Genomic DNA, 13,300 nt, shown 5'->3' with positions numbered 1-13,300 from the left:
GGCTTCTTTGCCAGCTGGTAGACCCGCAATGAATTCGACCATTTTTTGATAGTCATTAATTTCGTAGTGACTGGGTAGCCTTAAGTATTGGTCAAAATTGTCTTCGATTTCGTCGGCCACGGCGTCATCATCTGCCATGCCATCTACGACCAATTCAACCTCCCCTGTCTTTTTGTTGTAGTAATAGGTCATCCCATCGTCAGTGAAATCGATGGCCTCAATGATGTCACTTAGTTTTACTTGCATCAATGATTCCTCCAGTACGATAACCCCTTCAGCATACCGTAGCCCGCGCCGCCGCACAACTGAGCGCCCACAATTTTCAAAATTAGCCATTTTTAAAATTGTGAAAACCCTTTTCTCCACAACTAGCCCGCGCATCTCCAGCATAACTGCTATAATTAGACCTTGTATAGGCGCCGGCATTGCCTACAACTCAACTGATTAGGAGTTTACTTATGAATAAAATCTTACAAGAACAATTCTTCGTCAAGGACCTGTCTGACGACCAAAAGCGCGTCATCACCAACCTGAACGCGTACATCAAGCAAGGCCTCACGGGTGACACGTCTTCCGTGGCCATCATCGAAGGGGCAGCGGGGACCGGTAAGTCCGTCGTGTTGATGGAACTGGTCCGCAAATACATGACTGACAAGCACTACCGTACCTCGTTGGTCGTGAACCACCCCGAGCTCTACAAGGCCTATCGCGACCTCGCCGCATCGATTCCCAACATGAAGGCCAGTGAGATTCGGCGGCCCACGTCCCTGATCAACTACGCCCAGAAGAATCATAAAAAATATGATATTATCTTCGTCGACGAGGCCCATTTACTCTATTCCAAATCCGAACCCTACGCACACTACCGCGGCCAAAACCAGTTGACCGACCTGATGGCGCTGGCCAAGGTCGTCGTGGTCGTTTACGATTTCGACCAGGTCTTCCAATCCAAGATGTACTGGGACAAGGACCTGCTTTATCAGACCATCGGCAACCACCCCCACGAACTCTTCAGCATGAACTTCCAGTACCGGATGGTCGCCAGCGACGAACAGGTGGCCTGGATGGACGACCTGACCGCTGAAAAGCCGTTGCGGCCCTTCCCTGACAACAGCCAGTTTGAATTTAAAATGTTCGACACGGCCGGCGAACTCTTCGAGAACATCAAGAAGCGCAACAAGGAGGTCGGCATGAGCCGGGTCGTGGCCACCTCGGGCTTCCCGCGGATCGACGGTCGCCACAACGTTGAGATGGACTCCTTCAACCTGCCATGGGATGAATGGGATCCGCAACGCACGCACTGGGCCAAGCGCGAAGGCTCCATCACGCAGGTGGGGACCATCTACACGCTACAGGGCTTTGACCTGAACTATGTCGGCATGATCATCGGCCCATCATTTGGCTATGACCAACAAACTGACACGATGACCATCATCCCTGAAAAATACTCGCACAAGGAAATCTTCAAGAAGCGCAAGGACAAGCACTTCACCCGTGATGAGTACAAGACCTTCATCGCCAACGTCTTGAACGTTTTGATGAAGCGGGGAAAGTATGGGTTGTACCTGACGGCCTACGATGACGCGCTGCGGCAACGGCTGCTGGAATTGAATCACGGTGAATAATCTTATTGAAACATGAAAGGACCCCAGAATTTGGAGTCCTTTTTCATTCAGATTTAAAAATGCCCAACAAACCAATCGCACCATTCCCCAAGCCCCTGAACATCATCTGGTGACTTCTCCAGGGCCGCTTTCATGGCATCGTATTTTTGATTTCCTTCCGCTGGCGACGTAAATGCCGTATCAAAGAAAGTCCCGTATAGCCCACAAGTAATTGCCGCCTCCGTCCGCTTCCTTTCCAACGTAATTCGCCCCACACCGGGCCATTCCTCGTCTCGAAAGATAACGCCGCCTTCTGTCCCCAGTTGTCCAATAGTTACCCCATTTTCCGCTGGCACCCATTCTACCATGAGCAACGCCTCTCTTTAGCGCCAAAATGTTTCACATGAAACATCCTACCGCCGATACAAGTAAGTGATATGCTTCCCGACAATCGGATAAGACTTGATGACTTTCTTCCCGTGCTTCTTGGCCGGCTTCAGATATAGAATTGACGCATATGCGCGCTTACTATCAGTCGCAGCGGTTGGGTAAATTTCATACTGCTTCGTCTTGTAACGATAGTCAATATCCCGGATTTCTTTCTTTAAGAAATGGATGGTCTTGGACTTCTTTTTACCTTGGAAATCAACCTTCATCGTGTAAGAATGCTTCTTAAATGTATACGTCCAGCGTACTTTCTTCTTACTTTCACCGCTGTATTCAGTGTATCCCTTGGTTCGCCAAGTTCCCCGCAACACCTTTGGAATGGCGCGGTAGGTCTTGTAATACTGGCTATTGTCGGTCGCCGCACTAGCCGGTTGGGTCGTTGCTGTAACGGCACCGGCTACCCCCAAGCTCAACGCTAACGTAATCACGAGCTGATTCAGTTTCATGACGTCTCCTCCATCAGAATATGTATTTTGTTTCCTCCTAAATTATACCACTAGGTTAACTATTTTCCACAATAAACACCCGATTGTCTGTTCACCAACGACTAATTTCGTTCAGTCCATTTTTAACTGAATTCGTCTCGTTCTAGCAAAAAAAAGAGCCTGGGAAACCCTCCCAAACTCGTTCGCTTCACCTTTACATGCTCGTCGGCTAATCGCCTTTTGGCCCACTCTCCTATTCTGCTTACACATTCTCAGCCAGCGCTTGAAGTAACAGCTGTGCCACTGCCTTCGCTGAAAAGGGGTTCTGCCCCGTGATCAGTCGCTCATCTTGGACGGCGTATGTCTTGTACGCGCGCTTCTTTGTAAAGATTGCGCCCCGCTTCTGCACTTCCGCCTGATTGAAAAACGGCACCACTGAACGCTTGCCAGCCAAGACTTCTTCGGCCTTGGTAAACCCCGTCACACGGTGATTGGCAATCAAATACGCCCCTGAGGCTGTCCGAATGTTCAGTAGTCCCGCAATGCCGTGGCAAACCGATGTGACGTAGCCCCCATGACCATAGATGGCCGCGGCAATGGTCTGCAGCGCCTCGTCATCGGGAAAGTCCCACATCACCCCATGGCCGCCCGCATAGTAAATCGCCACATAATCAGCCGGAACCACCTGGGCGGGCCGCAACGAGTTCATCAAAGCCCGTCGTTGAAAGTCTGCGGTTTCGTAAACGGTCATAATCTCCTCATCCGTATACTTCATGCTTCGCGGATCAAGCGGGACGAACCCACCCTGGGGACTGACATAATCCACCTGATAGCCCGCCTGCTGAACCAGCAAAGCAAACTCGGTGGCTTCACTCAACCACAAGCCGGTGGGGTCAGTCGTTTGACCATAGCGAGTCGTGTTCGTTAATACGATTAGCATTTTCTTTAAACTTTTTGATTGCATGTCATCGTCTCCGTAACGTGGTCTAAGAGGGTCTTCAACTGGTCAATCGCTTTCGTCTGATGCGTGAGATAGTAAAAGTTCTTGGTGCCTTCCCGCCGATAATCAACGAGCTGAACGTCCTTTAAAATTTTTAAATGGTGGGAGACCGCTGGCCGTGACAGACCCGTGACCCCCACTAAATCAGTAACTTGAAGTCCTCGGTGAATCACTTGGGGGTCCAGCAAGGCCACAATAATGGCTTGGCGCTTCTGGTCACCCAAGGCCACAAGAAAGTCACTTGATTTTGTGAATTCGTGTTTTAGTTTAGTTAAATTTGACAATTTAATCACCTATTTGTTCGTTAATTTAAACCATTAAACCATTTTAAATTAATTCTGTCAACTCCCAGTAAATCACCACTTATGCCTAATCATTCCGTTGACATTTTTAAACGAAGCCAGTATTATGTTCATTGATCGTTTAAAAATATAAACCGAAGGAAGTTGCCATATTTATGTCAAACACCATGCAAGCAGCGGTGATTCACCGCTATGGCCAAGCATCCCCCACCCTCGAAACCGTTTCCCGACCAGCTCTTCGCCCAACTGATGTCCTGGTTAAAATCAAAGCTGCCAGCATCAACCCAGTTGATTTAAAAATCATGGCCGGCGAGCTAAAACTCCTTTTGTCCTATCAAATGCCCCTCATCATCGGCAGCGATTTTTCTGGCGAAATCGTCGCAGTAGGCGCCCAAGTCACCCAATTTCAAGTTGGTGACGCCGTTTACGGTCGTCCCCGAAAGAACCGCATGGGGACCTTCGCGGAGTACCTCGCCATTGATCCCGACGACATTGCCTTAAAGCCGCAAAATCTCACCTTTGCGGAAGCGGCCGCCATTCCGCTGGTCGGCCTGACGAGCTACCAGGCGCTTCATGACCTGTTGCACGTGCAGCCCGGTCAACGCGTGCTCATTCAGGCCGGTGCTGGCGGTATTGGCACGATTGCTATCCAGTTGGCGAAGCACTTGGGCGCTCAGGTTGCCACGACGACTAGCTCGCGCAATTTCGAGCTAGTCCGCACACTAGGCGCCGACCGGATCATCGATTATCATCAAGAGGATTTCGCGACAGTCTTGGCGGACTACGACGCTGTCTTCGATACGTTAGGTGGTCAAAGTCTGGAATCCGCCTTCTCAGTGGTCAAACCCGGCGGTCAAATCATCAGCATTTCTGGTCGGCCGAATGCGCGCTTCGCCAAAGCCTATGGTCTGCCTCACTGGAAACAGACGTTGTTTCGCTTGGCTACGCGCCGTCTGTCACGCTTGGAAAGGCAGCGTGACGTGCGTTACCAATTTCTCTTCATGTCACCAAGTGGCCAGGAGCTAACGCAACTCACCCGACTCATCGAAGCTGGCGAGTTACAGCCAGTTCTCGACCGGACCTTTACCTTTCAGGAATTGGCCCAAGCCTTGACTTACTCTCGAAATGGCCACGCTCAAGGGAAAATCGTCGTCCAAATTGCTTAGATCTCCACTAACAAGGCCGCTGTTGCAGGCGACTTGTTTTGACTTCGGTCGGCTAGCCCAAAAAATCCACTCGCTTAGCACGCCCAAGCAAGTGGATTCGTTAACTTTTCATTGTCGTTTGAACCATCGCGCCCCCGCTAAGCTACTAATTGCGGCGAATAACGCTGCCCCCACTAGCGCTGAGTACTGGCGGTCTCCCGTCTGGGGCAACTCGGTCGCTGGCCGCGGGGTTACCTTAGCGGCAGGCCGCACGCCGACCCGACGTGCTCGACTGTGCACGACCAGGCGCTGGCGCGTGACCCGTGGCGCTTGACGCGGTGTTTGCGTCGGGGACGTTGTTTGGCGAGCCGCGACTTCATCCGGTTCGGCCGTGACCATCGCGGCAAGGCCATCGCTCAAAATTGCCGGTGCATCCCCCTGTTGGGCCAACACGGCCGTTGCGTTTGGCGACTGCGGCTGCGGTATCTGCGGCAACGTCGGTTCACCGGTGTCGGGCTGCTGATCGTCACCCTTATCCGGGAGCTTCACCGTCTCATCATGATAAATGTAATACACGTCCTGGACCGCGGCGGTAAACGTCCCCGTCGCGTTGGCTGGCAACGCGGTCAATTTGTAATTGTCAAACGTCAACCCCTGCGTTGCGTAGGCCGTTCCCACGGCTCCCGTCAAGACTTGATCATCCGTTAATTTGACGCCAGCCTCATCTTGATAGTGTACCGTGACCTGACCATTTTCGACCGGCGTTCCCGGATCAACGGGCGTGACTGGCGGTTTCTCCGGTTCCCCCGTGCTCTGGTAATAAACGTAAATGTCGTCATTGTAGTCCTGAATCGTGCCGCTCAGCGTCTGATCGGTGAGCGTGCCACTGCCAGTGACGTGGTCGTAGGTGTAGCCGCTGATTTTAGGCAAATCAACTTGCCAGGTCGTCCCAATTTTGCCAAATTCCTTGACCAGCTTTTGGCCGATGGGTTGGCCGTTTTCGTCAACCAGGTAGATTTTTTGGAGGGGACTGAAGAGGAGCGTAATATTTTGGGCATCGTCGGTGTAGGTGACGGTCGAACTTTCAGTTGTATCCGTTAAGTCCGGGGTGTATTTGGCGGGCTTTTCATAAGTAAACCCGCGGCGCTCCAGGTCGGCGATGGTCGCTTGAACGGAGGGGTCATCCAACACGTCTAGAGTCGTGCCCGGCTGGCCGTTGAGAATCACGAACGGGGCAATCTTCACCCCACCATCAAGCTGAAAAGCTACCGTAACGGCATCGACACCTTCCTGCAGGGTATACGGCACGAAGATTTTTCCCGCAAAGGTTAACCCCTTAGGCGCTTCCGGCCGTGTCAGGTCATTGTGACGACTAACGTCCCAATCCAAAACAAGCTGGCCCGATTGCCCTGGCGCAGCGGTCAAGTCACTCCAAGTAACCCAGTTGGCCGCGCCAATGATGCGACTACTCCCCGCCGATTGCGGATCCCCGATCATAAATTCATTAAAGTCATACAGATTATCATAGGCGAAGGACCAAGTGGATAACGTTTGCGTGGCTGAATTTAAGCGCACCGGGTCTAAAGTCCAGGTTTGATTCCCGGCAGAAATCATATAGTATGTCTGCCCCAAAAACGGCTGCCAATTGAGGCCAAGTAGCGGCATAATATCAAAAATATGATTGTTGCCAAAGGAAAAGATTCCCGGGGATGCGGTGATATTCCGCAATGGCGATACATCTGAAATATCATTGTACGACAACGTGATATTGATCAGATTGACCATTTTTGACATGAACGACAGGTCCTTGATTTGATTGTGCGACAAATCTATGGTCGTAAGATTGGTTAAACCTGCCAATGGTGCCGTGTCCGCATCAGTTAGTTGATTATATTTAAGCGTCAGCGTGAGCAATCCGGTCAATTCTTTAATGGCCGACAAATCAGTCAACTGGCCGTTTAAGCTGGTATTCCCCCACTTTCGACTCGCACTGGCGTTAGGGAAGATTATTAATTTTTGTAGGCCTTTGGCATACTCCAAGCCAGCCAGTGACTTGGCATTCGTCACCGCATTATAAAATGCTTGATCGTTTTGTTGCCTAGCAATGGCGGCGTCGGAATTCAAATTAATTTCCGTCAATTTCCCTAACAGATCCGGCGTAATCTGCGAAACAGCGGTTACATCCGGATTGTCCTGTTGAATCGCAAATAAAACGATTTGCTGGAAGTTCTTGTCCGGAATCAGGTCATCAACCGTGGGTGGCGTCTCCACCGCTGCCTTGGCCATCCGTAGTGCCGGGGCCTTGGACGCTGACGCCTGGGGTGCCGGCTTAGGCTTATCGGCGGGCGCCGGCGTTGACGTGGTTGGTTCTTCTTTGGTAGTATCCGCCACGGCACTCTCGACTTCCGGCTTGGCTACGGACTTCTCCGGGGTGCCGGTAGAGCTGTTGCCGCGACTTGATTCTGATGCGATTGGTGTTTCGGCCGGATCCTTGCTCTGTTCGCCGGTGGATTCACTCGGCTTAAGCGCGACTTGCTGGTCTTGAGACTGCTCGCTAGCTATCTGACTAACATCATCCCCTGATTCCGATGAGTCGGCGCTATCGGCTCGGGCCGTCGTCGCCAGGCCCACCGTCCCAACCGTCAGGGCCACCGCCCCGGTCAAAAATAGCCGTCGATTTTCATTTCGCTGAGTTAATTTCATGTCCAAATCCCCCCCAAGATTCATGAAATCCTGCGCATTATTATTTTCGTCAAAATATGTCGTCTAATCACGATCAATGTATCACAATCTTTTGGCTTATTCAATCATATGAATTTGTTCGATGATTACAAATTGCGCATAGAAATAATAAACCCTTAAGCAAAGCGCTTTTCGGGTGATTACTGAACGTAAAGTCAGCGTAACAACGCCGGCATTGCGCGCTGCACCTAGTTTATACATTTTTCTTAAGTCCCCGCCATAGGGGATAACAAACGCCCGTTAGATTTCGTTAGTAAGGATGACGGCGCTTTTATCACGCGAAAAAACGACCCCCTCAGCAAGGTCTGCCAAGACGGTCGTCAATGTTTATTTTTCTAAATCACTAATCTGGTAATTCCTGGTAATCGAAGTGGTCGAACGTCGCAACCGCTTCATAGCCAGCGTAATCTACCGCGGCCAAGCCGACGAAGGCGCCGGTGAAGAAGCCCCCCGAGGTCTGGAGCACGTAATCGTCTGACAAGATGGCGGCATCCAGCTCAACCGGAACCGTTTCCCAGTTTTGGCCGTCAAAGGAGTACTGATACGTGTAGGATTCCTTGCGAACCTTCACTTTAAACCAAACAAACTCAGTCCCTGCCGGAATCGCGATCGCCTGGTCCTTTAAGAAGGACGTGTAGTGGTTGTTGTCGTTTTGGGCCACCTCGATGACCCGTCCTTTTTGTTCATCGTTGGTGATGAAGATCCAGCTGTAATGCTTGTCGTTGTAGAAGTTGACCAACCCGGCCATTTGCTGGTAGCTAAACGGATCGAACTTCACCTTCGTTTCGGCATCAAAGTTAAACGCTTGCCAACGACGCGCCACCAGTGAGACATCAAACGTGCTCGACAAGGACTGCTGGCCCACCAGCTTTAATGCACCATTGCCGACAGTCCCCAATTTAGCCGTAAATGGTTGCCGAAGCGTATTCCAGTTTAAGTCCAGCGTCGACTGATCGAACGTATCGTGTTGGGAGTGGTCCTTCGGCGCATCCGTTAAGATGGCATCCTTAGGCGCCTCAACCATTACTTGACCGCCGTGACCGCCAACGACTCGTGGCCAGCCTGCGTCGTCCCATTCGACCTTTTGAATCGACGTTTCACGACCCAACGTGCTCCAGCCCCGGGGATCGTGACTGGATTCTGTGGCGTGGTTCCATGGCCGCGCCACCAGCGAAGCGTAGTACCACTCACCACTTGGGGTGGACGTCAACGCGCCGTGGCCTTGCTTTTGCAGGTAAAAGTCTGGCGTATCGATGTTGGTAATGAACGGTCCATCCGGTTCTTCTTCAAAGGACAGCTCGTCAAGAGTCTTGGAACGCGCCACGACTTCTTGATGCGTAAAGACGGTCCCGCCTTCAGCAGCGAACAAGTAGTAATAGCCGTTGATTTGGTAAAGGTGCGGTCCTTCAACCAGCTTAACGTCATCCCCGTTGAAAATGTTTCGCGCCGTTTCCGGTTTTAACTGCATGGTGTCCAGATCGAATTCCGTCAAGGTGATGCCGTTAAAGGGGTGATGGTACTCGCGGTGATCCCAGGTCTGCTGGACCAGGTATTTGCGGCCGTTTTCGTCGTGGAATAAGGAGGCGTCAAACCCGACCCCATTAATCTTAATCGGATCCGTCCAGGGTCCCCGAATATCAGTTGCCGTGGTCAAGTAGTTGGTCATGTCCTTGAAAGGACCGTCCGTAATTTTCACATCGGTGTAGATCAACCAGAACTTGCCATCCGCGTAGGATAGGTCCGGCGCCCAGATGCCACCAGATGCCGGATTTCCTTTCATATCCAGCAAGGTCGTCGTGGCTAGCGGTGACGGCAGTAAGTTCCAGTGAACCAGATCCTTGGATTCATGCAGGCGCACGCCAGGGAACCACTCAAAGGTCGAGTTGGCGATATAGTAGGTGTCCCCTACCCGAATCATACTGGGATCAGCGTTAAAACCTGGTAGTACAGGGTTTTGAATCTTCATCAGAAATCTTCCTTTCATCTCAATTACTTTAGTCCATGCCGGCTTTACGAGCTGCTGTTAACTCCTCGTTCATCCGGTTTACTTCGTCATCGGTCAACGTGTAGCGACTCATGATAAACATCGCAACGATCGCCAAAATAATTGGTAGCCAGATCATCGACCATTGAATTCCCATCAAGGCGCCAGCACTTTGCGTTGCCTTGGTGCCATCAAATTTGAAGAAGGCGTTGATGTAACCCGGGATAATTCCGCCTAGCGCCAATCCAATCTTGAAGAACAAGCCCATGATGGCGTTGATGATCCCTGCCACCCGCTTTTTGGACGTGTATTCGCCGTAGGAAACGACTTCTGGAACTAGCGACCACATGTAACCGGTAGCGGCGGTAATCCCCCACTGCATCAGGAAGCGACCGGTGTACCCGAGGGCCACGCTGTTCTTGAAGGCTGGGAACGACCAAACCCACAGAATCAACGTCCCAATGATAAACAGTGTCAAAAAGGCGTAGAAGAATTGGCGTTTACCGATCTTTTTCCGAACGATTGGCCACAAGAAGACTAAGAAAATCCCAGGAATCGAGCCAATCAAGTTGATTGAAGCCATCCATTCGGAGTGACCGATGCTGTACTGCATGTAAAATGGCCAAACCGTGTTGCCGAAGAACATGAAGGTGAAGGCAATCAAGAAGAACAGGCCTAAAATCTGCAGTGGCTTATTTTGCTTGAATTCCAACCAAAGATCAGCATACTTCACGGCATCGGATTCCTTTTGCGTCGGTAAAACGCGTTCCTTGATACCGAAGTAAGTAGCCATTAACATGATGAAACCGATGATCATGTAGATGGCCATCACCATGAAGTACGCGCCACCGGCCTTCGGTGAGGTATAGTCACCTAAGTTCATGTGAATGCCGAAGAAGCCAATGTCCTTGGATTGAGGATTGGGTGAAGCCATTTGAACAAATAATGGCAAGAATGTGTAAACCAGCAAGTTACCAATGTTGGCTTCCGTCATCCGGACGGTCGTCAACGTTGAAATTTCGTCATTGTCCCGCGTTAAGGAGGCGTTCAACGCGCCATAGGGGATGTTCACGAATGAATAGATCAACGCGGTGGCCAGGTAGGCAATAAAGGCGTAGAAGACATTACCGCGGACAGCCTCGATGGGCAAGAAGAGCAGCGCTGCCATGATAGTCAGCGGAATCCCGCCGTAGATCAAGTACGGACGATACTTGCCCTTCTTAAAGTTGTGCTTGTCGACAAAGGCGCCGACCCACGGATCCCAGAAAACGTTGACCCAGCGGACCACCAGGAAAATGGTTGCGCCGACTGCGGCCGAAATACCATAAACTGTCGTCAAGTAAAAAAGTAGCATGGAGCCAACCGTACCAAAGATTAAGTTTTGCGCGAGATCACCAGCGCCATAACTGATTCGTTCACGCCAAGAAAGCTTGGCGAATTCGTCGGTCGTCTGAGTCGCTGTGGCATTAGCCTGTGTATTGGAGGCCATGTGCGAGAACCCCTTTCAGATTGGAAAATAGGTATTTGGTAGCCGAGACTACCAACAAGTTGTCCAGTGAGTCGTTGGCCGACGCCTCACTTCATTTCTCCGTTAGCTAACTTACAGCTTGAATTGTATCCGCTTTCACAAAAGTGCGCTATCTTCTTTCATGACCGGTTTTAGTTAAATCCTGACCTGTCAGGTAAAACAAATCCCCGCCAAATCAACGTTTGACGGGGGAATTTATCTTTTTGTGACCAAAACTATTCAAAATAGCCACTTTCTTTAACGGTGCGCACCCGCCGCTTTTGTTTCAACTGCCGCTGATAACGACTCGGCGTGATGCCCGACCATTTCTTAAATTGCTTGCTAAAATTGGAAACGCTGCTGGCCCCCATGAGATAGGCAATGTCTTCAATCGAATACTCCGGTGACCCCAATAGCCGTTTGGCCTTGTTATACTTTTGACTCTCGATGTAGTGAAGCGGGGTCACCCCGTAAACCTTCTTGAAGATTCGGTGCCCGTAGCCGCTACTAACCCCGACTTGCTGGCAAATTGTGGCGAAAGAAAAGGCCGGAATTTCTTTTTTCAAAATGTACTGCTTGATCAGCGAGGCCATTTGGCGACTCGTCTTAGCCTCACTTTCGCTATAATGGCCGGTCTTGCGCTGCGTAAAGGCCTGCAGATTGGTGGAAATCGCGTAAAAAAAGGTGAGTACGGCAATCTGGATGCGCAAATTGGCCTGCTCCTTGGTTAAGGACCGGTCAGCACTGGCCGCAACGATGGTTGTCGCCGCCGTCATGGCCGCCTGGGCGACGGGATGATTGGCAGGAATCACGGCATTGACGAGACTACTGAGCAATTCCGATTTAAGCTCAAGACTTTCAATGCTGAAGTGAAAGCAGATATAGGTCATACTGGCGGTTTCACTGGTATTTTTGTTGGTGTGCAAGGTCCCTGGCGAGATGATCATGACTTCTCCCGCACCATAATCAAAGGCACCATTCCCCTTGATTTCCGTGGTCTGTCGCCCCTCAACGACACACATCAACTCAAACGCTTGGTGTTTCTGCTCAAAGAACTGCCACCCACCTGGCACAGTCCGCTGATGTCCGCCGAATAGGTAGAGGCTCGAGTCTACGACCGGAATCGGTACAAACGGCTTCATTCCTGGTCCCTCCTGACGTGTCCGCTCAACACAGTGTGAAAGCGGTTTACTATCCAGCTATTATTATAACGAATTAGTTGTTTAAAGCAACTAACCTGCTCATTAAAAATTGCGCCAACTGGTTGAAAATAACGGTACCGGGCTGGAAGTCACCAAGCCGTCCCGCGTCTTTGGTACACTGCATCTCCTGGATCAGACACACCTGCAATTCACTAAGGGGATCATTTATTAAGCGGCCTAAACCACCAATGTCGCTGGCTAGTCGCGATAACAGCCATTGCAGACTTCCTTGCCATCTGCATTTGAGCCCCCCAAACAGTTTCAGTATACTAAAACTACAAAAAGGGGGACTCACTCATGAAACATTGGCGTATGAAAACGGGCTTAATGGCGTTCTTTGCTGTCATTGGATTCATTGGCTTGGCCAATACTTCCGCTGACGCGAAGGTCGTTTGGACATTTGGTAATTCCGACAAATCAATCCAAACAGCGCCTAAAGCCTTGCGTGGCACCTGGTATGGCTATCAATCTTCTTACGATAAACACCCCAGCAAACTGGTCATCAACAAAAAGTCCTTTACGGTCGCAACCACAGCCGGTAAGCGGACCCTAAAGTACGCAAAATCCTGGAAAACTGCTTATAAAAGAAACCTGCCCAATGTCAATTTACGAAAATCCCGCTACCATTGGTACTCCTTTGCGCTTAATTGGAAACAACACTGGGATCCACTAGCGTCACAGATCAGCTATGGCCAGGTTCGACCCGTTAAGTACGGCCATCAAAAAGCCTTGGCCTACGTGCCCGTTGTCAGTGAAGACACCGGTCGCGTCACGCTATTGACTAAGAAAAAATACAAACACCCTATTTACAAATCGGCCAAGCACATGACCGTGATTAATTTCTATGGTGGTAAATGAGTTGAACTAAAAAAATAATATATTCGCCATATAAATTCTTACCATCGAAACTAAAATAGCAGCACACTCTAACCAACGTCAGGG

12 protein-coding genes are annotated in these 13,300 nt (G+C 50.6%); 3 read left to right on the top strand and 9 right to left on the bottom strand.

Annotated features, from left to right (window positions below; genetic code table 11):
* Nucleotides 1-246 (bottom strand): WW domain-containing protein (locus tag EGT51_RS11530; protein WP_225428736.1); only part of this gene is annotated, 246 nt, incomplete at its 3' end.
* A 212-nt stretch (nucleotides 247-458) separates the two neighbouring features.
* Between EGT51_RS11530 and EGT51_RS11525 the strand changes: the two genes are divergently transcribed.
* Nucleotides 459-1,625, top strand: coding sequence for a DUF2075 domain-containing protein (locus EGT51_RS11525; RefSeq protein WP_135368852.1), 1,167 nt, complete (start codon nucleotides 459-461; stop codon nucleotides 1,623-1,625).
* A 53-nt stretch (nucleotides 1,626-1,678) separates the two neighbouring features.
* Here EGT51_RS11525 and EGT51_RS11520 read toward each other — a convergent pair whose 3' ends face one another.
* The 4 genes from EGT51_RS11520 to EGT51_RS11505 form a co-directional block, all read right to left on the bottom strand.
* Complete coding sequence (locus tag EGT51_RS11520) at nucleotides 1,679-1,972, bottom strand: hypothetical protein (RefSeq protein ID WP_135368851.1); 294 nt, start codon at nucleotides 1,970-1,972, stop codon at nucleotides 1,679-1,681.
* 45 nt (nucleotides 1,973-2,017) lie between these two features.
* The gene (locus EGT51_RS11515; RefSeq protein WP_135368850.1) at nucleotides 2,018-2,497 is read right to left on the bottom strand and encodes a hypothetical protein; all 480 of its coding nucleotides are present in this window, start codon (nucleotides 2,495-2,497) and stop codon (nucleotides 2,018-2,020) included.
* 241 nt (nucleotides 2,498-2,738) lie between these two features.
* Nucleotides 2,739-3,440 carry a type 1 glutamine amidotransferase domain-containing protein gene (locus EGT51_RS11510; protein ID WP_135368849.1) on the bottom strand — a complete coding sequence of 234 codons (702 nt, stop codon included), beginning with the start codon at nucleotides 3,438-3,440 and terminating at the stop codon, nucleotides 2,739-2,741.
* Nucleotides 3,422-3,760, bottom strand: a complete 339-nt coding sequence (locus EGT51_RS11505; protein WP_135368848.1) for an ArsR/SmtB family transcription factor — start codon at nucleotides 3,758-3,760, stop codon at nucleotides 3,422-3,424. Before EGT51_RS11505 ends, EGT51_RS11510 begins: the two co-directional genes overlap by 19 nt.
* 173 nt (nucleotides 3,761-3,933) lie before the next feature.
* On the opposite strand from EGT51_RS11505, the gene EGT51_RS11500 reads away from it, so the two are divergent.
* Nucleotides 3,934-4,944 (top strand): NADP-dependent oxidoreductase, encoded by a 1,011-nt coding sequence (locus EGT51_RS11500; RefSeq protein WP_167850202.1) that lies wholly within the window; start codon nucleotides 3,934-3,936, stop codon nucleotides 4,942-4,944.
* Nucleotides 4,945-5,052: 108 nt separating this feature from the next.
* Here the strand turns inward: EGT51_RS11500 and EGT51_RS11495 are convergent, their stop codons facing one another.
* The 4 genes from EGT51_RS11495 to EGT51_RS11480 form a co-directional block, all read right to left on the bottom strand.
* Complete coding sequence (locus EGT51_RS11495) at nucleotides 5,053-7,626, bottom strand: MucBP domain-containing protein (protein ID WP_167850201.1); 2,574 nt, start codon at nucleotides 7,624-7,626, stop codon at nucleotides 5,053-5,055.
* Nucleotides 7,627-8,008: 382 nt separating this feature from the next.
* On the bottom strand, nucleotides 8,009-9,631 hold the full coding sequence (locus tag EGT51_RS11490; RefSeq protein ID WP_135368846.1) for a glycoside hydrolase family 43 protein: 1,623 nt from the start codon (nucleotides 9,629-9,631) through the stop codon (nucleotides 8,009-8,011).
* A 28-nt stretch (nucleotides 9,632-9,659) separates the two neighbouring features.
* A complete protein-coding gene (locus tag EGT51_RS11485; RefSeq protein WP_135368845.1) occupies nucleotides 9,660-11,138 on the bottom strand; it encodes an MFS transporter in 1,479 nt (492 codons plus the stop codon).
* A 254-nt stretch (nucleotides 11,139-11,392) separates the two neighbouring features.
* Entirely contained in the window at nucleotides 11,393-12,298 is a 906-nt protein-coding gene (locus EGT51_RS11480) for a helix-turn-helix domain-containing protein (protein ID WP_135368844.1), read from the bottom strand.
* A gap of 357 nt (nucleotides 12,299-12,655) precedes the next feature.
* Between EGT51_RS11480 and EGT51_RS11475 the strand changes: the two genes are divergently transcribed.
* Nucleotides 12,656-13,216: a hypothetical protein gene (locus tag EGT51_RS11475; protein WP_135368843.1), complete on the top strand. Its 561-nt coding sequence runs from the start codon at nucleotides 12,656-12,658 to the stop codon at nucleotides 13,214-13,216.
* The last annotated feature ends 84 nt before the right edge of the window (nucleotides 13,217-13,300 follow it).

Source organism: Levilactobacillus suantsaiihabitans (assembly GCF_004745505.1).
Classification (GTDB): Bacteria; Bacillota; Bacilli; order Lactobacillales; family Lactobacillaceae; genus Levilactobacillus; species Levilactobacillus suantsaiihabitans.
Note: the sequence above shows the minus strand (reverse complement) of the source record. Positions and strands in the feature narration are given on the sequence as shown.

What these genes read in the sequence shown, in the direction of transcription:
- EGT51_RS11525 (WP_135368852.1), top strand. Translation starts at nt 459, where the DNA reads ATGAATAAAATCTTACAAGAACAATTCTTCGTCAAGGACCTGTCTGAC.
- EGT51_RS11520 (WP_135368851.1), bottom strand. Translation starts at nt 1,972, where the DNA reads ATGGTAGAATGGGTGCCAGCGGAAAATGGGGTAACTATTGGACAACTG.
- EGT51_RS11515 (WP_135368850.1), bottom strand. Translation starts at nt 2,497, where the DNA reads ATGAAACTGAATCAGCTCGTGATTACGTTAGCGTTGAGCTTGGGGGTA.
- EGT51_RS11510 (WP_135368849.1), bottom strand. Translation starts at nt 3,440, where the DNA reads ATGCAATCAAAAAGTTTAAAGAAAATGCTAATCGTATTAACGAACACG.
- EGT51_RS11500 (WP_167850202.1), top strand. Translation starts at nt 3,934, where the DNA reads ATGTCAAACACCATGCAAGCAGCGGTGATTCACCGCTATGGCCAAGCA.
- EGT51_RS11495 (WP_167850201.1), bottom strand. Translation starts at nt 7,626, where the DNA reads ATGAAATTAACTCAGCGAAATGAAAATCGACGGCTATTTTTGACCGGG.
- EGT51_RS11490 (WP_135368846.1), bottom strand. Translation starts at nt 9,631, where the DNA reads ATGAAGATTCAAAACCCTGTACTACCAGGTTTTAACGCTGATCCCAGT.
- EGT51_RS11485 (WP_135368845.1), bottom strand. Translation starts at nt 11,138, where the DNA reads ATGGCCTCCAATACACAGGCTAATGCCACAGCGACTCAGACGACCGAC.
- EGT51_RS11480 (WP_135368844.1), bottom strand. Translation starts at nt 12,298, where the DNA reads ATGAAGCCGTTTGTACCGATTCCGGTCGTAGACTCGAGCCTCTACCTA.
- EGT51_RS11475 (WP_135368843.1), top strand. Translation starts at nt 12,656, where the DNA reads ATGAAACATTGGCGTATGAAAACGGGCTTAATGGCGTTCTTTGCTGTC.